Raw genomic sequence first — 25,605 nt, forward strand, 5'->3', positions numbered from 1 at the left:
TTACAAATAATTTTTAATGGTCTGAATAAGCTGATCTTTTTTTATGGGTTTAGGGATATAGCCGTTGCATCCTGCCTTTAGAGCCTTTTGTTCATCATCTGGTAAGGCATAGGCAGTTTGTGCAATAATAATAACATTAAGATCTTTTTCCCTTATTTTTCTTACAAGATCAAGTCCGTTAATGTCCGGTAATCCTATATCCATTAATATAATGTCCGGTTTTTTTGTACTGTAAAGCATCATTGCTTTCTGTCCGTTTTCAGCATAAAAAATATTCGAAAAGGATTCCTGAAGGACCTCTTCATAGAAGGCTTTGCTGGCAGGATCATCTTCAACAACCAGTATTTTTTCGCTGCTTAGCTGAACATTTTTCAATCCGTTTACTGATATTTCTTCCGGCTTCATGCTGTTCTTTGGAACTACAACAGGCATTTGAAACCAGAATTTTGATCCTGCGCCGTGTTTGGATTCCAGGTTTATTTCGCAACCCATGAGTTCGGTAAGTCTTTTAACAATGGCCAGCCCCAGTCCTGTTCCTCCATAACTTCGGGTCGTATTATCATCAGCCTGGCTAAAACGTTCAAATATTAGTTTTTGCTTATCATCGGGGATCCCAATTCCGGTATCAGACACAAAAAATTCTACAGTTGTACTACTGACAATACGTAATCCAAAATCAATGTTTCCTTTGTGGGTAAATCTAATCGCATTGTCTAAAAGATTCGTAATGACCTGTGTTATCCGGTTCTCATCACTTTTAACAAATATCTGATGATCTGGTTTTATGAGATTTATTTCAACCTCAGGTTTATTAGATTCTCTGATTTTGTTCTGATATATGGAATTGATATTTGAAAGCATAATTCCGACGTCGAAAATACTTTGATCTATAACCAGTTTTCCTGTTTCAAGTCTGGATATATCCAGAATATCATTAATAATCTTAAGCAATCCCTCAGCACTTTTATTAATGATTCTTCCGAATTCCTTTTTATTTTCCTTTGTCAGCGTATTATTTTCTGTCAGTAGATTTGTAAACCCTAATATCCCGTTTAAAGGAGTTCTTATTTCATGGCTCATATTTGCCAGAAACGCAGATTTTAATCGTTCACTTTCCTCCGCTTTTTCTTTTGCAATAACAAGATCCTCCAGCAGCTTCTTCTTATCAGTTATATCATGTATAATACTGTGTAAAAGGACCCTGCCTCTGTATTCGGACTTGCTTGTATAAACCTCAACATCGCGAATTTCTCCATTGGCTAAACGATGTTTCAATTCAAAATATAATCGTCTTTCTTTAAGAGCATTTTGCATATTATTATAGACTTCTTCCTGGCTGATAGGGTTGATATCGCCAATATTCATTTGTTCAAGCTCATTTATGCTCCAGCCATAGAAATCCGAAGCTGCTTTATTGGCATGCACAATATTACCGGTTTCCGGATCTATAAGTAGTTTAACTGCAGAATGGTTTTCAAACAGATTACGATAGGATTTTTCACTTTCTTCCAACTGAATCTCATAGTTTTTACGATCTGTAACATCCTGTATCGTGCCAATCATTCTTACAGGGTCACCTTCTTCGTTAAACTCAAGTTCCCCATGTCCCACAACCCATCTGGTCTTCTGATCATTCTGCCGGATTATTCTGTATTCTTTTTCAAATGAATGCTTGCCTTTAACCACATAATTCAGAAAATAATCTATCATCTTTTCGCGGTGATCCGGATGAATCATATCATTCCAGCTATCTACATTGTGAGGGTTATCTCTGGTTATTCCAAATATGTCATCAAGCACTTCCGATGAAGTCCAGTGATTGTTTAAAATATTTAAGTCATAAGTGCCAATTTTGCCAACTCTTTGGGACTCTCTCAGCCAGAACTCACGCTCCTTATACCGTGCTTCACTTTCAATAAGAACTTTCTGGTATCTACGCTCTTCGGTCTGGTCTCTGAATACGATAACTACGCCAATTATTTTACCATCCTTGTTCTTGATAGGTGCTCCGCTATCAGCCACAGGAAACTCATTCCCGTCTTTTGAAATTAAAAGTGTATGATCAGCGAGACCCATAATTGTACCACTTTTAATAACTTTATTTGCAATACTTTCTGCTTTTTGATGACTTTCTTCGTCAATGATATGAAACACGGTTTCAAGATTTTTTCCTTTCGCACTATTAATGTTCCATCCTGTAAGCTTCTCAGCCACATCATTCATTTGAGTAATCATTCCCTTCTCATCTGTACATATTACCGCGTCGCCAATACTTAGCAGGGTAGTGTGGTATAATGCCTCACTGTCTATAATGGATTGATAATTAGCGATATATTTTTCTGTCAACTGAATGACTTTGGAAATAATGGCAAATGCAATTGGGAATATTGTCAGAACAGGTAACCATAACTGTTCCATGAGATATGCAAAGTTCAGCACAGGATGTAAAACCTGTGAGGCTAGCATGACAATATGTGCAATAACTCCGATAAACAGGAAATGCCAAAAGCTTAGTTTAGTCAATTTCTCTTTGAAAAAATATCTGAAAAGTAAGCCGGTTCCACTGCAGAAGACAATGGTTGCCAGCCCCGGAACTACACCGGCGCCACCCAAATAGATTCTGTAAGCGGATGAAATAACTGCTGAAATCAAAACGGTGTAACCTCCTCCCCATAAACCTGCAAGGGTAAGTACTACTGATCTTCCATCGTAAATTGTTCCTTGGGTGTACACAAATGGGGTCATCATAGCTGCAACGGCTATCAAACCAAAAAGTAATCCACTCAGCGGATGGTACATCTTTTTCAAATCGCCTCTATACCATCTAATAATGCCATAGAGAAATGAAAGCGTAATAAGCAACGTGGCATTCTTAATAAATTCCTGTGTCATTAGGATGAATTAGAATTTGCCCCAAATTTAATAATTTATTCTGCTTCAATTGGTTTTGAATTTAATTGAAATCGAAATAATTCATTTTTTAATGTGCTGGCTCTATTAAAGGGAATTGACGTTGTGCAAGGCTTAATTTTAATTCTGAATCGATGTTAATTCATTTTACCTTTCAACAAATAAACCTGCTCATCCGTTTTAGACCTATAAAAAGCTGGAATGAAATGGATAAAAGTATATATAGTATTGCTAAAATGGACTGCCCATCGGAGGAAAGGCTTATCCGAATGAAACTTGACGGGAACCCGGATATTAAAAATCTGGAGTTTGATTTATCCAACCGGCAACTGACAGTCTACCATAACGGACATATTCATCCTATAGAACAGGCAATAAACAGTCTGAATTTAGGGATGAAAAAATTAGCAACCGAACAAATTGAACCGTCGGATGTAGAAGAAGCTTCAAACCAGAGAATTGTTCTTTGGGCAGTTCTGGTCATTAATTTCGTATTTTTTATCATTGAGATATCTACAGGCCTGATTTCCAAATCCATGGGATTGGTGGCAGACAGTCTGGATATGCTAGCCGATTCTTTTGTTTATGCATTAAGTCTTTTTGCAGTAGGCGGTACCGTTGTACGTAAAAAAAATATTGCCAGGCTTGCAGGATATTTTCAGATTTTATTGGCTGTGGCAGGCTTTTTAGAAGTTATCAGACGGTTTATGGGAAGTGAACACCTTCCTAATTTTACAACCATGATCGTAGTATCCATTTTTGCTCTCATAGCCAACAGTATCTGTCTTTACATGCTGCAAAAGTCCAACAGTAAAGAGGAGGCACATATGAAGGCGAGCATGATTTTCACGTCAAACGATGTGGTCATTAATCTGGGCGTAATCGCTGCAGGTATTTTAGTAAATGTTCTTGATTCCAATAAACCGGATCTTGTAATTGGATCAGTCGTGTTTATAATAGTAATGCGAGGAGCCATCCGTATACTTAAACTTGGCAAAAAAGAATAGAATAATAAATATTACACCTGAGGAATTCGAATCCTGAATATAAGCTTCACCGCTTTATTTTATCGTATATATTTTTATATCCCTGTGATTGTTCATAAATTTATAGAAGACTTTAAACGATATGTGTCAATGGTAATTAATGAACTACTCCCTTTACCGGATTATTCTGGCAATGCGAAAATGCATAAAGCGCACCTGCAACTCAACAATCTTTTAACAGCAATGAAGAAAAAGGATATTCCTGACAGGATTGTTGCCATAATTAATGCTGAAACAGAAAAGATAAATGCGGTTAAAGTTCCCGGATCGGATTTCCATCGAAAGATCAGAGCTGTACAGACCCTTTTGATTAAACTATTGGAGAAAGAACTTAAAATTGTTCCCCAAAATCACTACCGTAATCAGTGGTTGGCGCTCGGCATGGCTGCATTCGGGATACCTCTTGGTGTAGCATTCGGGGCCAGCCTGAAAAATATGGCTTTTATCGGAATCGGAATTCCGATTGGTATGGCTGTAGGCATGGCCGTTGGGTCTGAAATGGACCGAAAAGCTTTTAAGGAGGGGCGCCAGCTGGATATTGAAATAAAATGAACGATTAATCCTGTATTCTAAATATTATGACTGATAAGATAAAATTTGTAATCATTGGCAGCGGCAATATTGCCAATACCTATATTTCAGCCATTCAAAAAATTGAGAAAGCTGAAGTGACAGGTATTATATCAAGAAGCTCAAAAAAACCTTCACAGGCAGAACACCTTCCTGTATTTCATTCCTTGCAGTCTGTTACGGTGGAATTTGATGCAGTTATTGTTTGTACACCAAATGGATATCATCATATCAGTACTATTGAAGCGGCAGAACTTGGCAAACACGTATTGTGTGAAAAGCCTATAGACATTACAACGGATGCCATTGATGATATGATATCTGCCTGTAAACAAAACAATGTGAAGCTGGGTGTAGCATATCAGCGCCGGTATAGTTCTGATAATCCGGTTGTGAAAGAATTGATTGATAATGGAAGTCTGGGTAAGATTTTTTCTGTTGATCTTTCCATAAAAAATTACAGGGATGACAGCTATTACAATTCCGGGGCATATCGCGGAACCTGGGATATTGATGGCGGTGGCCCGTTTATTCAGCAGGCTTCGCATTACATTGATTTGTACTATTGGTTTTTTGGAAGACCCGAAAAGCTGGTCAGTACCCTGGGAACATTTGTACATAACATTGAAGTAGAGGATCACGGAGTGGTTATTTGTGTTCACCAGAATGGAATGATAAGTACCATTACGGCATCTACGGCAACAAAACCCGGCTTTCCGGCAAAACTGGAAATCTATTCTGACAAAGGATACCTGGTGATGGAGAATGATGTGATTACGCAATGGGAGATGGAAGATCTTGAAAATCCATCAGTAGCTGATAAAAGTATGAATGGCCATACCGGATCAGCAACCGCTGTAGTAAACGATACCTCTAATCATGAATTGATTATTCAGGATTTTGTAGAAGCCGTTTTTTCCGGCAAGGAACCATTAATAACAGGAGAATCAGCGCGTAATGCCACAGAAATCATCCTTGATGTTTATAAAAACCGGTTCTGACCGTTAATTATTTTATACATTTTTCAGTTTAAGTTATACAACTTTCTGTATTAACATTGGTTTTAACTGATGCGTACCATTATGCTCATGCAATTCATTGTCATTTTGATGAAAATTTGAATGCTTTGTGATCTTCCTGTGATATTTGATTGTGAATTTTGTAAGTGAGAAAAAACGCTTAGCGATAAAATGAAATAAATAGAAAAGGAGAAACAGATGAAACGGATAATAAATTTAATGGTTCTGGTTCTGATTACGCTGACCGGATGCGCTCAGACGGGGAAAAAACAGGAAAAAGAAGATAGTCGTTACTTTCGTCCGTTAACAAGGGCAGAAGAACGTGTGATAGTAAATAAAGGGACAGAAAGACCTTATTCCGGTAAATATGAGGATTTCTGGCAGGAGGGTGTATATGTTTGTAAACGCTGCGGAGCCGAATTGTACAGGTCGTCAGATAAGTTCAATGCGCAATGTGGCTGGCCGAGTTTTGATGATGAGATTCCGGGAGCAGTGATCCGTACTCCTGATCCGGATGGCATGCGAACAGAAATTACATGTACAAACTGTGGAGCACATCTTGGACATGTATTTACGGGCGAAGGCTTTACACCTAAAAACACACGACATTGTGTAAATTCAATCGGTCTGGTTTTCGTTCCGGCTCATCCGCCCAAAAATGCTACTACCGATACTGCCATATTTGCCGGTGGTTGTTTCTGGGGTGTGGAATATTATATGGAAAAAGCACCGGGTGTGATTGATGCAGTGGATGGCTATATTGGAGGTCATATCAAAAATCCCACCTACGAAGAGGTATGCAGCCATACAACAGGATTTGCCGAAGCTGTTGAAATAGTATATGACCCAAAGAAAACTGACTATGAAACGCTGGCTAAGCTGTTTTTTGAAATTCATGATCCGACACAACTGAATCGCCAGGGACCGGATATTGGAGATCAGTACCGTTCTGAGATCTTTTACCGGAATATGGATCAGAAAAAAACGGGAGAAAAGCTGATTGGAATGCTTAAAGATAAAGGTTACGATGTAGTGACGAAGTTAACTCCGGCGACCAAGTTCTATAAAGCAGAGGATTATCACCAGGATCATTATGACAGAAAAGGAGGAAAGCCTTATTGCCACGGATATACAAAACGATTTTAAACTGAAAATATAACTAATTAATAATGAGGGTCCCGGAATAATATTTCGGGACTTTTTTTTATAAAAACTTGAATTTTCCGTGACTTTTCTGTGATAGTTTTCCCGGAACTTCGTCGTGAATAAATTTTAAAAATCAGTATTATGAAACTACTACGTTTAACTTTAGGACTTACGATGTTTGGATTATTTTTTGTGTCATGCGAAAAATATAATCAGATTCATGACGGTAAACATTCTCATAAAAAAGCAATGTATACGGTAACCGTTGAAAATGTGTTTAATGCGTACAGTTATTTCCAGTCCGGTGTTGTTGCTGTTCCGGAAGGTGCTTCGGATCCCGGCCCTGCCTTACCGGGTCATTCCTATAAATTTTCATTTTATGCCGGCCCGAAACATATGTTGTCTTTTGCAACTATGTACGGATTTTCGAATGACGGATTCTATGCGCCGGATGGGATGGGAATTAGTTTGTACAGCGGCGGCACACCCGTTACAGGAGACATTACATCGCAGGTGATGCTATGGGATGCGGGAACCGAAATGAATCAGATGCCCGGAATGAGCAATATGCATGATGGCGCAGATGAAAACAGTGCGGTCATGCTCATGTCGGATGTGGGGGATGGTTATAATTACGGAACCGTAGCAACAAATCTGATGGTTACGCTTGCATACAACGGGAACCACATGTTTACGGTAACTATTGACAACATGAGTGGAAGTACAACAGCCATATCACCTGTAGCATGGGTGGTTCACAGCATGGATAACCCGCTATTTGAAAAAGGCATGGCAGATTACGGTAAAGGATTGGAGGATTTGGCTGAAACGGGAAATGCATCTGTACTTGGTGATTATCTGGCGATGAACAGTGGTTATGTATCTCCAATCGCACCAGGGGTTTGGGTGATCCATGATAATAAGGAGATGCCAATATTTACGAACAACACCCCGGATTATGGTGAAGGCCTGGAACAGCTGGCAGAAATGGGCGATCCTTCCGTTGTTCATACGTCACTGATGGGCGAAGGTTACCAGACTGGCGTGTACAATACACCGGATGGTGCTGCGGGTCCTGCTCCAATCTTCCCGGGAGAAAAATTTACATTTTCCTTTGAAGCCTATCCAGGACAACGTCTGAGCATAGCCAGTATGCTGGGTGCCTCTAACGACCTGTTCCTTGGTACAGGCGATACCGGATTCACATTATCATCATCACCGGGTATGAAAGACATCACGAAATGGTTCAGTCTGTGGGATGCCGGAACGGAAGTGAATGAATATCCCGGAACACAAACTCAGGCCAATACAGTTGAAGGCGGTAATGTAATGATGGTGAATGACGGATTCCCTTATCCAATGGTGGATGAGATGATTAAAGTGACCATCATGAGGAATTAATGGTCGAAGGAGAACAAAAAAATATGATCTCTATAAGGATTAATCTAAGAGTCAGCCTGATATCAGGCTGACTCTTTTAATGCTTTAAGGTTGATATGGCCCTTTAACCACTAACTTATCACCGGACAAATCCACTTCGAACAAATGTGGAATTCTTACAGTGCGTCCGTTTACTTTTTTATGGCTGTGCACCGACATCAGATCTTTTCCATCCAGTGTTTTAAACAACATGCCATGGCCAAAATTTGCAGCCGTTATTGGTTCTTTTTGCTGAATCCAAGGGCCATCAAGTGTGCCACTTTCTGAGTAAGCCACACCTTGTGTATACACATCGTAAATCCAGCTGGTCCAGATCATTCCAAGTCTGCCGGTTCCGGTTTTAAACAGATACGGACCATCCGTAACCTTATTCGGTTTAACATTTCCATTTTCATCGCGTTCCCTGCTCCATGGTGAATCACTGGCTCTGAACAGTACCTTACCTTCCCCTATAGAGCCTGAAAGATCAGGTTTAAGTTCTATTTTCTCAATTGTACCGTTCCAGTTTTGCAACCATTCATAGCAGTAAATCATATATGGTTTACCATCCTTATCCACCCAGAAAGTGCCATCAAGTGTTGGCTTGTCCGCCGGAAGATAGGTTGGATCATTCATGGGTACATAAGGACCATCCGGTGTGTCACTGACCAGTACGTGACTGGCTCTTCTGTTAATGACATTGCCACGCACAGTGTCTATATTTACACTTCTGTTGGTAAACGTGGCGAAATAATAATACTTTCCTTTGTACTGATGCAATTCTGCAGCCCAGATCATAGGGCGTGGTCCCATCCAGGAATCCGGATCTGTTTTAGCTACAATATACGGGCCGGTCCATTCTTTCAGATTTTTACTTTTCCAAAGCAGACCACCTGTTCCGGTCATGTAATACATCTGAGTGTTTTGATCTGCCAGAATACTTGGATCACTAAGACGGATAGAATCCAGCGGTATATTCTCCTTAACTTCTGGTTTCCAGCGTTGTGCAGAAAGCTGAAAGAAGCTTGCTGCGGTTAAAATTAAAGTTAACAGTGTTCTCATGTGCTTGTATAATGTTATGTTTGTGTTCTTTTGGTATGTGCTGCTTAAGCAGGAAAATTCTCTGCTTTAAACTATGGGAAATTTAAAGTTACATATTTTCATCATGCCATATTCAAAATTGACCATTATCCGTAAAGTTAACAAAATCCGTGATGTTTAAGGTTGTGGTTAATAGGGAACAACAAATTAAGGTTGAATTCCATTAAAAAAAGCCAGCCTCAGTTAAGCGGCTGACTTTCTTTTGTTACTAAAATACCAGGAAACAATAACAATTTCCGTTATACAATCAGTATCCTTTCGTTCTGCAATTTTGTATGACTGCATAAACTTCAGGATAACTGTTTAAATAGATTGGCCTTCAAATACGCCTGAATGTTCCAAAGGAACAACGTCACCTTCAAATGTCAGTCGTCCCGGACGTAAACCGGTGACACTGGCGCTGGAAATATTTCCGGCATTTACGTTGAAACTCACATCATAGATCCCAATACTCGTCATTACATTCATTTGTACGTAAAACGAATCGTTTTTAGGATTTTCCTTTACAGTCCATTTAGTGATTTTACCTTTAGCTGTAATACCTCCAACGCCGTTCGGGCCTATTCTGTAGTTTGATCCTACCTGGATAACTGCAGTGGATGAATCTACCATTACAAAATTAATGGAAGAGTTAACCCATGCACGATTACCCCATTTGTCCATCAGATGATCAGCTTCCAGAACAAAATCCCTGTTGAGAAGCATGTTCCGGGTCTGATTATAGTCCTTTTCCTGCTGAGCTTTTTCTTCACGTTTGTCAATTTGTTTTTTTTCGGCTCTGCTTACCTGACCCATCCCATTTGCAACGAAAGCAAATGGCATAAGTACCAACAACATTATCAAAAATCTCTTTTTCATGACTTTCGTTTTTTTTGATAATATTCCCTTCAAAATCAGTTCCAAAGTTATGTTCCGATAGTCCTAATAGTCTTAAATTCAGAATATTTAGCAGTAAGCAACACTAATTAATAGTGCTGTTTTGTTCAGGAACAAATTTTGTGACCTTATTTGATTTTGGTTTGAGCGTTTGCAAATAGGCAAAAATTGCTTTCAGATCGTATTCATCCATGGTACTGTACATCATCCATGGCATTTCAGAGTTAAAATCACCATGGTGTATCTCCTGAGGTGAGTAAGAACTATCCGCATAAACCTTGAACCGGGCAACGAAACTCTCTGCAGTCCAATTGCCGATTCCTGTCTCTTTGTCGGGTGTTAAATTGGCAGAGTAGACTTTCCCTCTTGTGCGTAATGGGAATTCCATACCGCCTGCATATTGCATATCCATAATAAACTGACCGTTTTTCATTGGCGTATGACAATCGGTGCAGGATGCTGCTGTAATCATATACTCCCCGTAAGCCAATAAGTCACTTTTATCCGGCCTTTTAGTGAATTCTGGTTCTTTAGGAATTGTATGGATGATCAGACTCATAGGAAAATCAGATTTTGATGCAGGCACCGTATGTTCTATTGGTTCAATGGTTCTCAGGTAGGCAATTACTGAATAGATGTCCTCTTTGTCCAGCTTGGCATAATTGGGATAAGGCATGACAGGAAACAACGCCTTGCCTTCTTTGTTAACACCGCTGGTAATAGCTCTGAGCAATTCACCATCAGTCCAGTCTGAAAGCGCAGCAGGTGTAATATTTGGTGTGTAATACTTGCCGGGAAAGCCCATTTCCTGATCAAAAACTTCACCACCTTTGCCTCGAGTGCCTGATTCAGGTGGGCCCGAAAATAAGTTCCAGTCACGTTGTGAATGGCAATCCATACACAACATAACGCTGTTGGCCAGATATTCGCCCCGGGCAACCCGTTCTGGTGTAATTTCCACATTTACATTTTCCTGAACCGGGATGTTTGGCAGTGCATATTTAAGATACAACACAAATCCGGCCACAACAATCACAATAACCAGGAATCCATAACCCAGAATTTTCTTAAACTTTTTCATCACATTATATTTAAAGGTTTCCATCAGGAGAGTACAACGCAAATGCAAAAGAATAAGTGAGATTCAATTTTGGAGGTATAATAACGGAGTTGAGTTGATTCGGTTATATAGCCCGTAACCTGACATAAAATTAAGAAAAATAGAAACAGCAGAAAGATATTTCTGAACATATAAGAGCATTGATGGACAGACTTAAAAAAGATAGATGAAATTGGCAGATTACAAAATGATGAATTAAAAGTAACAGATGTAAGAAAATTACTTTATAAGGTTTTTGTTCCGGATGTATGCTTTGCTTATTATCTTTGGGCTTAGAGTTTACGTTTAAATAAGTTACTTTTAAACCGTTTTGTTGAAGTGGTTTTCGAGAATTTCATCAGCATTGATGATACTACCGGAAACTTTTAAAAATGTCAGTCAGATTTAAACCATTTATCATGAAAAAGATTTTCGCATTCTTGCTCGTTGTTTCGTTTCCGTCTTTTCTTCTGGCTCAAATGACCTTGAGCGTTAACACAACAACATACGGTTATAATAGTGTAGGTTTTAACCTTGAACCAGAGGATAGTATACGAGTGGATTGGGGTGACGGTAATGTGGATACTGTAAAGAATTCAGATATAGCCCGGCATTCTTATATAGCATCAGGGGAATATAATATCGGTGTAACCGGAAGGATGAACAAGCTTTCAATGCGGGATAGCCTGTGTTTTCAGGTTGATTCGGTTTTGAGTTTTGGTGATCTTGGATTAACAACTTTAAGTCACGCCTTTGAAAATGATTCAAATCTGGTTTTTGTACCTGATGCAATCCCTGAAACAGTGAAGGATCTCAGTTACATGTTTGCCGGAGATACAGCTTTTAACCAGAATATCTCAACATGGAAGGTAGATAGCATCACCCTGATGAAAGGAATGTTCGCAGGTGCAGAGAATTTTAATCAGGACCTGAGTTCATGGAATATATCCAGAGTAACCGATATGACAGATATCTTCAATGGGTGTAAATTGAGTACGGATAATTATACGGTGATGCTTGTAACGTGGTCTGAATTATCACTTCAGAACGGTGTTGTGTTTAATGCAGGAAATTCAATGTTTGACAGCAAAGGTGATACAGCCAGACAAACAATTATCGATAATTATGCATGGACAATCATAGACGGTGGACTGGAGGATATGGATTCAGATGGATTTAGTGACAATTATGACAACTGCCCTGAAACAAATAATCCGGACCAGGCTGATATTGATGGAGATGGAAAAGGTGACGTATGTGATGACAGCGACGAAGATGGGATCATTGATGCAGAAGATAACTGTCCGTATACCTACAATCCCAAACAAATTGATATGGATAATGACGGTATCGGGGATGTCTGTGATGATGATTTATCAAGCCTTCTGATGTTGCATATTAATACCATTGACAGATTTAATGGATTTACATTTATCTTAGGGTTAACTGACAGCGTAATAATTGACTGGGGTGATGGAATTCTTGATACTGTTGTCCGTGAAGACCTAAAAACGCATACCTATTCAGTAGATGGAATATATACCATAAAAGTTACAGGGGTAATGGATACCCTGAATTTTAATATCAGAGCACTTTCCCCACTGGATTCTGTAAGTAGTTTCGGCAATTTGGGTTTAAAATCTTTAAATCATACATTTTATGCCGCGTTCAATTTACTTTCAGTTCCTGACAATTTGCCTGAATCTGTTGAAGATCTGAGTTATACCTTTCTCAATGCTTACAATTTTAATGGGGACATCAGTTCCTGGAACGTTGAAAATGTAACTAATATGGAAGGTATGTTTAAAAACGCGAATAATTTCAATCAGGATATTAGAAACTGGGATGTGAGTAGAGTCAGGAATATGAGTTACATGTTCAATGGGGCTGAAAATTTTAATCAGCAAATAGGGCAATGGGACGTATCAAATGTAGAGGACATGTCATATATGTTTTCAGCCATAGGTTCATTTAATCAAAAACTGGAAGCATGGGACGTCAGTCATGTTACAAATATGGAAAGGATGTTTTATAAAGCAAGAAATTTTAATAGCAATATAAGTGGTTGGGACGTAGGTAGTGTTACAAATATGGCCTGGATGTTCATGGGAGCAGTTTCCTTTAATCAGGATATCGCATCCTGGAATGTGGGTAATGTGACCAACATGGAATTAATGTTTGAAAGAGCTGATAGTTTCAATCAGGATTTGAGTATATGGGATGTTTCCTCTGTAAAAAATATGTCTCAGATGTTCAGAAGAGCTCCATTATTTAACCAGAATATAGGTTTATGGAACGTTAGTAATGTGACTGATATGTCTTCCATGTTTCAGGAAACTACATCTTTCGATCAGGATTTGGGATCCTGGAATGTTTCCAATGTAAAAGATATGACTGATATGTTTAAAAGTATTGCACTCAGTACAGAAAATTATAATTCACTTTTAACTGGTTGGTCTAACTTACAACTTCAACAAAACGTCATTTTAAATGCAGGAGAATCCCGTTTTAGTGGTTCTGAGGCCAGGGATGCAAGACAGAATATCATTGATAACTTTAACTGGACCATTTACGATGGTAATTTTGGAGAAAATGATACGGATGGTGATGGTGTAGATGACAGTTATGACAATTGTTTGGGGTACTATAATCCCGGCCAGGCAGACATTGACTGTGACTGGATTGGAGACGATTGCGATGATGACTTGTCGGCTATGATGATTTTCAGGATCAATACGGAATTGGGAAGCCTTGACAGTATCGGTTTTGATATGGAAATGGGTGATAGTGTTTGGGTAGATTGGGGAGATCAGGCTGTAGAAATATTTATTAACAGGGATGCCTATCATACATATGTTACGGATGGAGAATATACGATAAGAATGTCATTAAGTTTGAACGCACTGACTCTGTCCCAGAATTTAAAAGAAGTACTGATTGGCATTGATAATTTTGGGCAGCTGGGAGTAACTTCTTTCAGTAATGCTTTAAAAGGAGCCACCAACCTGTCAGAGATACCACACGATATACCGGAATCAGTGTCAATAACAAGCGCCATGTTTTCAGATCTTTCAACTGTTAGTTTTGATATTTCAGACTGGGATGTGTCTAATGTAACCGACATGTCAAATATGTTTGCAGGCAGCAGATTAAATACTGAGAAATACTCAAAGCTTTTGATTAACTGGTCATCACAGGATCTTCAGGATGATGTTGTGTTTGATGCTGGCTATTCAACGTATACAAAGGAGGCTGAATCATCCCGGCAATATATCATTGATCATTTTAACTGGACAATTTTCGATGGTGGTTTGGAAACCGGAACCAATATTAACACGGAGATTAATGATAATGGGATCTCAATATTTCCAAATCCTGTCAATGAACGGTTTACTATTGAACTAACAAACAAGGATATCCATAGCTTCGATGTTCAGATATTTGATGTTATGGGACATTGTATTTATCAGTCAACTGTTAACGGGAACAGAACGGAAATTAAAATGAATAAATATGATTCCGGGGAACTGTTTTATGTAAGAGTGGAGAGTACTCAGAATAACTTATTTTTTAATATGAAAATTCTGAAAAAGTAATTCGGATAATATTAAACAGAAGCAATAAATCTATCGTGGGGTTCAATAAAAGTGAATCCCGGCAAGTCAAATTTTATAAGGCTATTTTACCACTGTTCCGGTTCAAAAAAAATCAGTATTTTAGATAAAAATTGAGAGCCATGAAAACTTTAATGTGGAGTTTAGCCATGCTGCTGGTATTTTCGTCTTGTTCTTTGGATAGACAGACGAAAATTAAGAAACGTAGCCATCCCAGTCATATTTACAATTTTGTTGATATTACACATCAAAAACTTGGCTACAAGGAAACGGACTATGTGCCCGTGTATTCTGACATTTACCACAAAGATGGTTCGGAAAGGTTTTTATTGACCACCACACTTAGCATCCGAAACACTTCATTCACAGATTCGGCTTACATTGTGTCTGCAGTATATAACGATTCTTATGGGAAAAAACTGGCCGAATACATTGATTCAACTATTCTTCTTTCACCACTGGAATCTATCGAATTTGTGGTCGGCGAAAAAGAGTCTCAGGGTGGTGCCGGAGCTCATTTTTTGGTTGACTGGACAGCCAGGGATAATTCGGATCAACTGCTGATACAGACTGTTATGATTGGTTCTTATGGACAACAGGGGATATCGTTTACGGCCGATGCCAAAATAATTAAAAGCGCATACACGAAATAAATGGAATTGTCAGTTCTCAGGGACTTAGTCATTATTTTTGTGTTTTCGCATTCCTAAATATTCCCTATTTTTAACCCTTAAGTATGTTTTAACCTTATAATATCATGAATAAAGTCCTTATGTTCTGCCTGCTGATGTTAAGCAGTGCAGGTTTTGCCCAGAATCTTTCCAACGATTTTCCCTGGTTTGATGGTTCAAAATCCTTTGATGAAAGGATAGATCTTTTGTTGCAGGAAATGACGCTGGAAGAGAAATCCAGCCAGCTGCTGAACGCCAGTCCGGCCATAGAACGCCTGGGTATATTTCAATATAACTGGTGGAGTGAGGCACTTCATGGTGTGGCCCGATCCGGACGCGCCACGGTATTTCCTCAGGCCATTGGTCTGGCTGCAACCTTCGATCCGGATCTGGAATACCGCATCGGCGATGCCATTTCGGATGAAGCCAGAGCCATCAATAACGATCTTGTTGCCTCCGGGAAACCCTATATACAATATATGGGACTTTCATTCTGGAGCCCGAATGTCAATATTTTCCGTGATCCCAGATGGGGCCGCGGTCAGGAGACCTTTGGCGAAGATCCATTCTTATCCGGTAGCATGGGAGCCGCTTTTATCAAAGGGATGCAGGGCGATGATCCAAAGTATTTGAAGACTGCTGCCTGTGCCAAACATTTTGCTGTTCATAGCGGACCCGAAGCAGATCGCCACCATTTTGATGCCGTGGTGAGTGATAAGGATCTTTACGAAACCTATCTTCCCGCCTTTAAAATGTGTGTGGATGCAGGTGTGGAAGCCGTGATGTGTGCTTATAACCGTACCAACCATCTGCCATGCTGTGGCAGCAATCCGCTCTTGGTTGATATTTTAAGAAATCAGTGGGGCTTTAACGGACATATTGTGAGTGATTGTGGTGCTATTGCCAATTTTCACAGAACTCATCATGTTACTGAAACGGCAGAGCAGTCTGCTGCTATGGCCATAAAGAGTGGTGTGGATATCAATTGCGGTAGTACCTACCATGCACTTGTAAAAGCTGTAAACGACGGACTGATCTCGGAAATTGATATCAATAACCGCTTAAGGGAAGTGCTGCGTACACGGTTCGAACTCGGACTTTTTGATCCTCCGGCAGATAATCCGTATACAAAAATACCGGTATCCGTCATTAACAGTCAAGAGAACAGGGCGCTGGCCCGGGAAGCAGCACTTAAGTCGGTTGTCTTGCTGCAGAACAAGAACAATACGCTGCCATTAAAAAAGGATCTGAACTTTGTGTATATCGGAGGTCCGTTTGCAGGGGATATTCATTCCCTTATTGGTAACTACCACGGGTTAAGTGATAACATGGTAACGCTTGTGGAGGGTGTGGTTTCGAAAACATCACCTTCAACACGTGTGGGTTACCGGGCCGGCACATTAGCTGCCACTGAGAATAAGAATCCCATAGACTGGTACAGCGGACAGGCAGGCGAGGCGGATGTCACCATTGTAGGTATGGGATTAACCATGTTAATAGAAGGAGAGGAAGGTGAAGCCATTGCATCGGAATTTAAAGGGGACAATCTGAGCATGAAATTACCTGAAGCACAGATGAAGTATCTACGAAAGATAGTTCAACGCAAAGGCAATAAGAAGCTTGTCGTGGTGTTGTTTGCAGGAAGTCCTTTGGATCTGACAGAAATAAGCAATCTGGCTGATGCCATCGTTTATGCCTGGTATCCGGGTGAGGAAGGTGGAAACGCCGTGGCGGATATCATATTTGGCGATGCATCTCCATCGGGTAAATTACCGATCACTTTTCCCAAATCATTGGATCAACTGCCTCCATACGATGATTATAACATGGAGAACCGGACCTATAAATACATGAAAGCGGAGCCTATGTATCCGTTTGGGTACGGATTGACTTACGGAGATATTGAACTTGGTGAACTTGCTGTTGAGAAAACAGGAAAAGGAAAATCCAAACAACTGACTATAAGTGTACCGGTTCAGAACAATGGTAAGGTCCGAACAGACGAAGTGATACAGCTGTATATCACTCTACCGGATGCAAAAGCAAAAGTACCACAGGCGGATCTTAAGGCCTTTCAACGGATTACGCTTGATCCGGAATCAAAACAATACCTGAGTTTTAGACTGACGCCAGGAGAGATATCATACATCAACGATAAAGGTGAAACGGTAAATTATAAGGGGAAAGTGAAGATTATGGTGGGTAATGCCTCACCCGGAGAAAGAAGTGCAGAACTGGGAGCATCGGTAAGGGAAGTTGTGGTTGATTATAAATAACCTGTAAAATGATAAGAAGCTTAGCCATATTATTGGGATTATGCTTTCTGAATCTTGCATATTGTCAGATGCCGGAACGCAATACTGCTAATGTTGAAAAATACAAACAGATCTGTCGCGACAATATTTACAGCGAAATGAAGGGCATGTACCGGGAAGCAGGAGGCGCACTTAAGTTTCCGTTTCTCGCACCCGGAAGTAATCAGTACCTGGATATGTTATGGGACTGGGATTCCTGGCTCAGTGATGTGGCATTACGACAGATCCTGCTGGAAAACGGAACTGAAAAGGACCGGAAACAAGCATTGAAATATGAGCAGGGTTGTGTTTTGAATTCCCTGAGTTATGGCGGCATGGATGGCTGGATCCCTATCTGGATTGAACGCAGTGCACCATCACGGAACGAAATGCTTCAAGGGGTGAATGCATATAAACATAACATGCATAAGCCTACCCTGGCTCAGCATGCAGCATTTATTGTACAGAACATGGATGGTGATGCCGAATGGTTGCGGGATGACTTTTATACCCTGCAGGCATTTGTGGACAGATACCTCAATTTTCAGAGGCATAAAGCAACAGGGTTGATGTACTGGGAAACGGACGAAGCTATTGGCGTGGATAATGACCCAAGCACGTTTTACAGACCGGATGAAAGTTCCGGCTCCGTCTTTTTAAATGCGTTGATGTATAAAGAGCTGAAAGCCATGGTTTATCTTGCGCAGTGTCTGAATCTTGGGGAGATAGCAGGTTACTACGAAAAAGAAGCTAACGTTCTTTCTGACCGGATCAGGGAACATTGCTGGGATCCTCGCGATGGTTTTTATTACAGTGTGGATCTGAATCTAAAACCTGTAGTAAAACCTGACGATGCAGATGCCAAAGCAGGAAAGCTTATTTTTCATGTGGGCCAGCCACGGACCTACGATTGTCTGATTCAAAGGCTAAGTGTCTGGAGCGGATTTATGGCCATGTGGGCAGGCATAGCCACGCCGGATCAGGCTGAACAAATGGTTGAAAAGCACTTTCATGATACAACGTCGTTCAATGCACCGGCAGGAATCAGAACACTCTCTCCGCTTGAAAAGATGTATGATACAAGGGGCAGTGGAAATCCTTCGTCATGGCTGGGACCGATTTGGATTAATGTCAATTACCTGGTATTCCGTGGTTTGGTGGAGTATGGCTATAATGAGGAAGCGAAGGAACTGGCTGAGAAAACGATTTTGCTGTTGGGACGTGACTTTGAACGGTTTGGCGCACTTCATGAATATTACCTGCCCGACAATGGTGAGCCTGTTTTAAATAAAGGGTTTCAAAACTGGAATTTTCTCGTACTGAACATGGCGGCCTGGCTGGATGGGAAATCTGCAGTAACTGAATTTTAGGGTTTTGAGGATGAAAGGAATAAATGCTAATTCTATTTCTTATGATGATTAATAAACGGAACAATCTGTAAATATTTCCATAAACTCATATAATTCAATATATTTGGTTTGATGAACCAATTGTAAATGTTCTATGGATTCGAATTACAGAATATTTTGGATCGTTTTGCTATCTTCGGTTATTCTGCTGGTGATTTATTCTGTCTTTTTTATCGAATTTAACAGAAAATCCAAATCTGTTGATAATAAGCGCAGTGCAACATTTATTTATTTACAGCGCTTAACCGGAGTCATTACTTTCGGAATTTTCCCGATAGGCATCATGAATTATACATTTTCAACCGGATTACAGGATTACGGTGCAGCGTTGGTTATGCCATACAGATCGTTACTTTGGTTTATTATTCTGTCAGTTATAATAATTCCGCTGAATTTTTTTCAGGCCAGGAAGGATGCCAACCTGAACGTTTATCCGCAGATCAGGATAGATAACTGGAATATTGGCGTATTTACGTTAAGCGCTGTTACATGGATACTTTATCTGCTGGCATATGAGTTTTTCTTTCGGGGCTTTTTATTATTTGCTGCGCAGGATGCTGTAGGACCCTATTGGGCGGTCGTTATAAATACCGTTTTATATGCTATGGCTCATATTCCGAAAGGTAAATTTGAAACAATCGGGGCGATTCCTTTAGGAATTCTGTTATGTATAATTACGTTTAATACCGGTTCATTCTGGGTGGCTTTCGGGATGCACGTGGTAATGGCACTGTCTAACGAGTGGTTCTCATTATATTATCATAAGGAAATGAAGGTTACATTTTTGTCAAAATCAGACATGCATTAAACACCTGTTATAACCATGAAGATTTTTGTAACAGGAGCAACTGGATTTATTGGCAAACAACTGGTTTTAAGACTGGTTGATGAAGGTCATGAGGTGCATGCACTGTTCCGTTCTCCCGAAAAGAAAAAGGAGTTGGTTCAACCCGGGATAAAGTTTTTTAAGGGTGACATTCTGGATCCTGATTCACTGGATAAGGCATTAGCCGGATGTGAGATCGTGTTTCATCTGGCAGCATTTGCAAAGTTATGGGACAAAGATCCGGACAGCTGGTACCGCATTAATGTCACCGGTACCGAAAACGTATTACAGGCAGCTAAGAAAGCAGGAGTTAGGCGATTTATTCTCACTTCTACGGCTGGGAAATACGGACCTTCTACCGATGGAATTGTGACTGAAGAAACCAAACGTACGGTGCCTTATTTAACGGCTTATGAGGAAACTAAGGATATATCGGAGCGAAAAGCAAAAGATCTGGCGAATAAAAATTTCGAGGTCATCATTGTTAATCCAACCCGGGTTTACGGACCGGGATTGCTTAGCGAGAGCAACGGTGTGACCCGGATGGTGGATATGTACGTGAACGGAAAATATAATGTGATTCCCGGTGATGGGGAGAGTGTTGGAAATTACGTCTATATTGATGATGTGGTGGAAGGACATATTTTAGCCTGGAAGCAAGGGAAAAGTGGGGAGAATTATCTGTTAGCGGGAGAAAACACATCGTTTAATGATTTTTTTAAAATCCTTGGAGAAGTTTCCGGCGTTCAGAAAAGGATGCTCCACATCCCTGTCGTCTTGTTATCTTTTGTTGCTACATTATTTGAAGGCTGGACAAGAGTCACAGGCAAACCTCCGCTGATTACAAAACAATGGTTAAAACGCTTTATGTATAACTGGAATGTATCCTGCGAAAAAGCAGAAACGGAATTGGGATATACACCTGTAACATTGAATTTTGGCTTACTGAATACCGTTAAATGGCTAAAGAATAATAATGGGTAATTAATTTGTCTGAGCTGATTTCCCGGTAATATCTTTGGGATTAGTTTTTTCAGCAATTTCATTTTTTATACGTTTAGAAACCATAGGAATTAAAATGCGTGGAGGGATTATCTTAATCATTAACCAGTTGATTTTATTGATTACTCCAGGTACAATAACTTTCCGTCGTTTCAATAAATTGTTGATCGCTATTTTCGCCAGCTTTTCAGGGGATTGTAACCCGGCATGAACCCACCAGCCCTGCTTTTCTATTCTGCTGATAATTTCGCTGTTGGTGCGGATAGGGCCGGGAAAGATAACCGTAACAGAAACACCTGTTCCGCGAAGTTCTTCTGATAATCCTCGTGAAAAGGAATATATAAAAGCTTTGGATGCCGGGTAGACCGTTTTATAACCAATGGGACTAAAAGCTGCCATACTGGCAATATTCAAAACATAAGCCTCTTCATTCTGCATCAGTTGTGGCAACAGGGTATGCGTAAGTACAGCAACCGTTCTGATGTTTATCTGAATAATCCGTTCAATGTATGAAATCTTGGAGGTATGGAATTTTTTGGTTCCGCCTAAACCGGCATTATTTACCAGTATATTGATCTTAAATTGTTTGGCCCACTCTTTAATGAGGTCAATGGTGTCGGATTTCATAAAATCAACTTCCAGAAAATTCACTTCCACCTGATGCAGGTTACGGATTTGCTGGCAGAGCATTTCCAGTCCTTCATTCTTCAGGGAAAGTAAAAGCAGGTTATGCTTCCTTGATGCAAGTTCGATCGCAATTGCACGTCCAAAACCCTTACTTGCTCCTGTTATTAATACAAATTCTCTTTCAGATGTCATGATATAATGATTTTGTTTTTCTCAGCAATTTCATCATATATAATCACCACTGTTGATGTTTCATGATATAAATTACGGAAATTATTGGTTAGTTTAAAAATGTAAAATGAATAAAATTCAATATTGCCTCATCTGAACCTTTTAGTAGTCTAAAGAGTTGTAATTGCTGAAACTAACAACACAGAACAATAATTCCTCAAATAATCCTGCTCAGTTAATGGTATTTTCAGTTATTTCACGAGGCTGTTTGTAAATAATTCAGCAGGAAAGTTCAATAGGCAACCATGAAAAGCAAAAGTGATAAAAAGTCTAAGAAGGACAAACCAAATTTGTTTAGCTTACTTAAACCATATAAGTTGCTTATTGTATTGCTAATACTGTTTACACTTATCAGTAATGGCGCCAACCTCATCATTCCCAAGATTATATCTTACGGGATTGATTCATTTTCAGGGGGCTCGTATGAGATAAAGACTGTTATTTTTTATTTTATACTGGCTGCAATTGCCATTTTTTTGTTCACTGTTTTGCAATCTGTAACGCAGGCTTATACCTCAGAGCGTGTGGCAATGAATCTCAGGAATAAATTGTCAGACAAAATTTCACAACAAAGTTTTGTGTTCATACAGGATTCCAATCCTTCCAAACTGCTCACCAATCTCACATCAGATATGGATTCGGTAAAAATGTTTGTTGCACAGGGAGTAACCAATATCATTTCCTCTGCATTTATGATTGTTGGAATCTGCATTTTATTGCTGACGATTAACTGGGAGCTGGCTATTCCGGTTATTTTAGCGATTCCCATCATCGGAGTAACGTTTTTTATTATTCTGAAAAAGGTGAGAGTGTATTTCAGACGAAGCCGTGAAGTCATCGACTGGCTGAACAAGGTAATCAACGAAAGTATACTGGGTTCTGCCATAATTCGCGTACTGAATTCGCAGCAGCTGGAATACAAAAAATTTCTCGAAGCTAATACAGAAGCAAAGGATATTGGAATTTCAATTGTCACCTTATTTGCAACCTTAATCCCGATAATAACCTTTGTGTCTAATCTTGCTACACTTACCATCTTAGCCCTTGGTGGTCATTTTGTAATCAACGGGAAGCTGACTCTTGGGGAATTCGCTGCATTCAACAGCTATATTACCATTCTCATATTTCCCATTATCGTAATTGGTTTTATGAGTAACCTGATAGCACAGGCTTCAGCATCGTATGAGCGTATCGATAAGGTTTTAAAGGTTCCTGATAAAGAGGAAACAGGATTCATAGAAACTAAACTAAGTGGGAAAATTGATCTGCGCAATGTATCGGTGTATTACGACGATAAACCGGCACTTAAAAATGTGTCGTTCTCGGTTGACCCGGGAACACGAACCGCAATTATTGGACCTACTGCGGCAGGGAAAAGTCAGTTGTTGTATCTGCTTACCGGATTAATTAATGCCGATAGCGGTGTGGTGGAATTTGATGGAAACAGCATTCACGATTACAAAAAGAAGGGTTTTCACAATCAACTGGGATTTGTTTTTCAGGACAGTGTGATGTTCCAGATGAGTGTACGCGAAAATATTGCCTTTAGCGATCAGGTAACGGATGAATCACTGGATAAAGCCATTGAAACGGCAGAACTTAAAGAGTTTATCAATACATTACCGAATAAGCTTGACACCATTGTCTCAGAGCGGGGAACCAGCCTTTCCGGAGGTCAGAAACAACGCATCATGTTAGCAAGGGCACTGGCGCTGGATCCTGAAATTCTATTGCTGGATGATTTTACGGCACGTGTGGATCAGCAAACGGAGCAGAAAATTCTGACTAATGTACAGCAAAACTATCCCGATATTACCCTTATTTCCGTCACACAAAAGATTGATCCGGTAAAGGATTTCGATCAGATCATATTGTTGATGGAGGGAGAAATCGTTGCAGCAGGGAAGCATGATGAACTTTTAAGAACGTGTCCCGAATATATTCAGATCTACGAATCACAAAGAAGCACAAGCCACTATGAACTACAATCTTAATACACTCGCAGAAGAGAAAAATAAGAAGAAAAAGTTCCGCTTTGCTTCTCTAAAGAGTCTGGTGGGGCACATGGTAGAGGAAAAAAGAACCTTGCTGATTGCCTTTATTGCTATGTTTATTACGGCAGCATTAAGTTTGACCGGACCGATGTTAATCGGATACACGATCGATCATTATGTGCAGACCAAACAATTTCATGGCGTATTGATTTTCAGTGGAATATTGTTGGTAATGTATGTTATTGCGTTGTTTTCCGGTTATTTAAGAACCAAGCTAATGGGATCGGTAGGACAGCGTATGTTATTTACGCTCCGCAATGCAGTGTTTAACAAACTTCAGGAACTGCCGTACGATTTTTTTAATCAGAATAAAGCAGGAGACCTGATATCAAGAATAAATAATGATACCGATAAGGTTAATCAGTTTTTTTCCCAGTCGCTTATGCAGTTCTTAATGTCAGTCCTCATTATGATTGGATCCGGAGTATTTTTGCTGTCTATTAACTTCCGTTTAGGTATGGCCGCTTTATCTCCCGCTATCATCATCTGGATCTTCACCAAATTTGTATCTCCCTGGGTCAAAAAGAGAAATTCTGAAAGTCTGAAAACAACCGGGTTCCTGAGTTCTGAAGTGCAGGAAAGTCTGAACAATTTTAAAGTGATTGTAGCCTTTGACCGCCGGGACTATTTCAGGGAACGATTTAAAAAGGCCAACCGGAAGAATTATTCAGCATCTGTTAAAGCCGGTGTGGCAAATGCACTGTTCATGCCTGTTTACACCATATTATCGAATGTTGGAATGTTGATTGTACTGACTTATGGTATCTATCTTATCTCACAGGGGAGTTTTACTGTTGGTTTTCTCATCAGTTTTATTGCATACGTCAATAGTTTTTACAATCCATTAAGGCAACTGGCATCACTTTGGGCCAGTTTTCAATTGGCACTGGCTGCCTGGGAACGCATTCAGAAAATTCTGTCCATGGAAAGTAATATGCATGTAATAGAATCGGAAGAAGAGGAAAAAACAGAAACCTTGCTGACATTTAAAGATGTATCCTTTTCTTATCCAAACGGAACCAAAGTATTAAATCAGATCAATTTTAATCTGAAGAAGGGTAAAACATATGCATTCGTAGGTCCTACCGGAGGAGGGAAAACAACAACCGCATCGCTTATCGCAAGATTGTACGATCCTACCGCAGGGAAAGTTTTACTGGACGGGAAAGATATTCGTTCATATTCTCCATCTGAACGGATGAAAAAGATAGGGTTTATTCTGCAGGATCCCTTTATGTTCAGTGGTACTATCAGGGATAACATTTTGTATGGAAACGAAGCATATAAAGACCTGCAAAACGGCGAGCTTGCTGAGATATTCAGAAAAAGCGGTCTGGAAAAACTTTTAAAAAGGTTTGATGATGGTCTGGAAACCAATGTAAATGTGTCGGATAATGGCATCAGTCTGGGACAAAAACAGCTGATAGCTTTTATGCGAGCCATTCTTCGTCAACCCGAGTTACTGATTCTTGATGAGGCAACGGCCAACATCGACACGGTTACCGAGCAGTTACTGGACGAAATTATTCAGAAGCTGCCTGAAACCACAACTAAGGTCATTATTGCCCACCGTCTGAATACCATTGCCAATGCAGATGTAATCTACTTTGTGAATACCGGCGAAATAGTAAGGGCAGGGTCACTTAACGATGCCATTGATATGCTGATGCACGGTAATATGGCGAGTTAAA

General features: G+C 39.9%; 18 protein-coding genes. 13 read left to right on the top strand and 5 right to left on the bottom strand.

Annotated features, from left to right (window positions below):
• A complete protein-coding gene (locus ACE01N_RS01980) occupies positions 1–2,892 on the bottom strand; it encodes a PAS domain S-box protein (RefSeq protein WP_380584286.1) in 2,892 nt (963 codons plus the stop codon).
• Between the two features lie 224 nt (positions 2,893–3,116).
• On the opposite strand from ACE01N_RS01980, the gene ACE01N_RS01985 reads away from it, so the two are divergent.
• The 5 genes from ACE01N_RS01985 (at position 3,117) to ACE01N_RS02005 (ending at position 8,092) form a co-directional block, all read left to right on the top strand.
• Complete coding sequence (locus ACE01N_RS01985) at positions 3,117–3,917, top strand: cation efflux transmembrane domain-containing protein (RefSeq protein ID WP_380584288.1); 801 nt, start codon at positions 3,117–3,119, stop codon at positions 3,915–3,917.
• Positions 3,918–4,046: 129 nt separating this feature from the next.
• Complete coding sequence (locus ACE01N_RS01990) at positions 4,047–4,508, top strand: hypothetical protein (RefSeq protein ID WP_380584290.1); 462 nt, start codon at positions 4,047–4,049, stop codon at positions 4,506–4,508.
• Positions 4,509–4,534: 26 nt separating this feature from the next.
• Positions 4,535–5,527, top strand: a complete 993-nt coding sequence (locus tag ACE01N_RS01995; protein WP_380584292.1) for a Gfo/Idh/MocA family protein — start codon at positions 4,535–4,537, stop codon at positions 5,525–5,527.
• Positions 5,528–5,743: 216 nt separating this feature from the next.
• Positions 5,744–6,691 carry a bifunctional methionine sulfoxide reductase B/A protein gene (locus ACE01N_RS02000; protein WP_380584294.1) on the top strand — a complete coding sequence of 316 codons (948 nt, stop codon included), beginning with the start codon at positions 5,744–5,746 and terminating at the stop codon, positions 6,689–6,691.
• Positions 6,692–6,832: 141 nt separating this feature from the next.
• Positions 6,833–8,092 (top strand): spondin domain-containing protein, encoded by a 1,260-nt coding sequence (locus ACE01N_RS02005; RefSeq protein WP_380584296.1) that lies wholly within the window; start codon positions 6,833–6,835, stop codon positions 8,090–8,092.
• A gap of 84 nt (positions 8,093–8,176) precedes the next feature.
• On the opposite strand, the gene ACE01N_RS02010 is transcribed toward ACE01N_RS02005, so the two are convergent.
• The 3 genes from ACE01N_RS02010 to ACE01N_RS02020 all read right to left on the bottom strand — a co-directional run bounded on the left by ACE01N_RS02010 (position 8,177) and on the right by ACE01N_RS02020 (position 11,168).
• Positions 8,177–9,172 carry a glycoside hydrolase family 43 protein gene (locus tag ACE01N_RS02010; RefSeq protein WP_380584298.1) on the bottom strand — a complete coding sequence of 332 codons (996 nt, stop codon included), beginning with the start codon at positions 9,170–9,172 and terminating at the stop codon, positions 8,177–8,179.
• Positions 9,173–9,514: 342 nt separating this feature from the next.
• Complete coding sequence (locus tag ACE01N_RS02015) at positions 9,515–10,069, bottom strand: DUF4251 domain-containing protein (protein ID WP_380584300.1); 555 nt, start codon at positions 10,067–10,069, stop codon at positions 9,515–9,517.
• 103 nt (positions 10,070–10,172) lie between these two features.
• Positions 10,173–11,168, bottom strand: a complete 996-nt coding sequence (locus tag ACE01N_RS02020) for a c-type cytochrome (protein ID WP_380584302.1) — start codon at positions 11,166–11,168, stop codon at positions 10,173–10,175.
• 437 nt (positions 11,169–11,605) lie between these two features.
• Between ACE01N_RS02020 and ACE01N_RS02025 the strand changes: the two genes are divergently transcribed.
• From ACE01N_RS02025 to ACE01N_RS02050, 6 genes are all read left to right on the top strand, one after another.
• The gene (locus ACE01N_RS02025) at positions 11,606–14,782 is read left to right on the top strand and encodes a BspA family leucine-rich repeat surface protein (protein ID WP_380584304.1); all 3,177 of its coding nucleotides are present in this window, start codon (positions 11,606–11,608) and stop codon (positions 14,780–14,782) included.
• Positions 14,783–14,922: 140 nt separating this feature from the next.
• Entirely contained in the window at positions 14,923–15,453 is a 531-nt protein-coding gene (locus ACE01N_RS02030) for a DUF3124 domain-containing protein (protein WP_380584306.1), read from the top strand.
• 104 nt (positions 15,454–15,557) lie between these two features.
• A complete protein-coding gene (locus tag ACE01N_RS02035) occupies positions 15,558–17,747 on the top strand; it encodes a glycoside hydrolase family 3 N-terminal domain-containing protein (protein WP_380584308.1) in 2,190 nt (729 codons plus the stop codon).
• A gap of 8 nt (positions 17,748–17,755) precedes the next feature.
• Positions 17,756–19,135, top strand: coding sequence for an MGH1-like glycoside hydrolase domain-containing protein (locus ACE01N_RS02040; RefSeq protein ID WP_380584310.1), 1,380 nt, complete (start codon positions 17,756–17,758; stop codon positions 19,133–19,135).
• A 133-nt stretch (positions 19,136–19,268) separates the two neighbouring features.
• A complete protein-coding gene (locus ACE01N_RS02045; protein ID WP_380584312.1) occupies positions 19,269–19,982 on the top strand; it encodes a CPBP family intramembrane glutamic endopeptidase in 714 nt (237 codons plus the stop codon).
• Between the two features lie 15 nt (positions 19,983–19,997).
• On the top strand, positions 19,998–20,984 hold the full coding sequence (locus ACE01N_RS02050) for an SDR family oxidoreductase (RefSeq protein ID WP_380584314.1): 987 nt from the start codon (positions 19,998–20,000) through the stop codon (positions 20,982–20,984).
• On the opposite strand, the gene ACE01N_RS02055 is transcribed toward ACE01N_RS02050, so the two are convergent.
• Entirely contained in the window at positions 20,985–21,821 is an 837-nt protein-coding gene (locus tag ACE01N_RS02055; RefSeq protein ID WP_380584316.1) for an SDR family NAD(P)-dependent oxidoreductase, read from the bottom strand.
• A 284-nt stretch (positions 21,822–22,105) separates the two neighbouring features.
• On the opposite strand from ACE01N_RS02055, the gene ACE01N_RS02060 reads away from it, so the two are divergent.
• A complete protein-coding gene (locus ACE01N_RS02060; RefSeq protein ID WP_380584318.1) occupies positions 22,106–23,854 on the top strand; it encodes an ABC transporter ATP-binding protein in 1,749 nt (582 codons plus the stop codon).
• A complete protein-coding gene (locus tag ACE01N_RS02065; RefSeq protein ID WP_380584321.1) occupies positions 23,838–25,604 on the top strand; it encodes an ABC transporter ATP-binding protein in 1,767 nt (588 codons plus the stop codon). Before ACE01N_RS02060 ends, ACE01N_RS02065 begins: the two co-directional genes overlap by 17 nt.
• The last annotated feature ends 1 nt before the right edge of the window (position 25,605 follow it).

Source organism: Quyinboa ferrireducens (assembly GCF_042436675.1).
Classification (GTDB): domain Bacteria; phylum Bacteroidota; class Bacteroidia; order Bacteroidales; family UBA5342; genus JBHJHP01.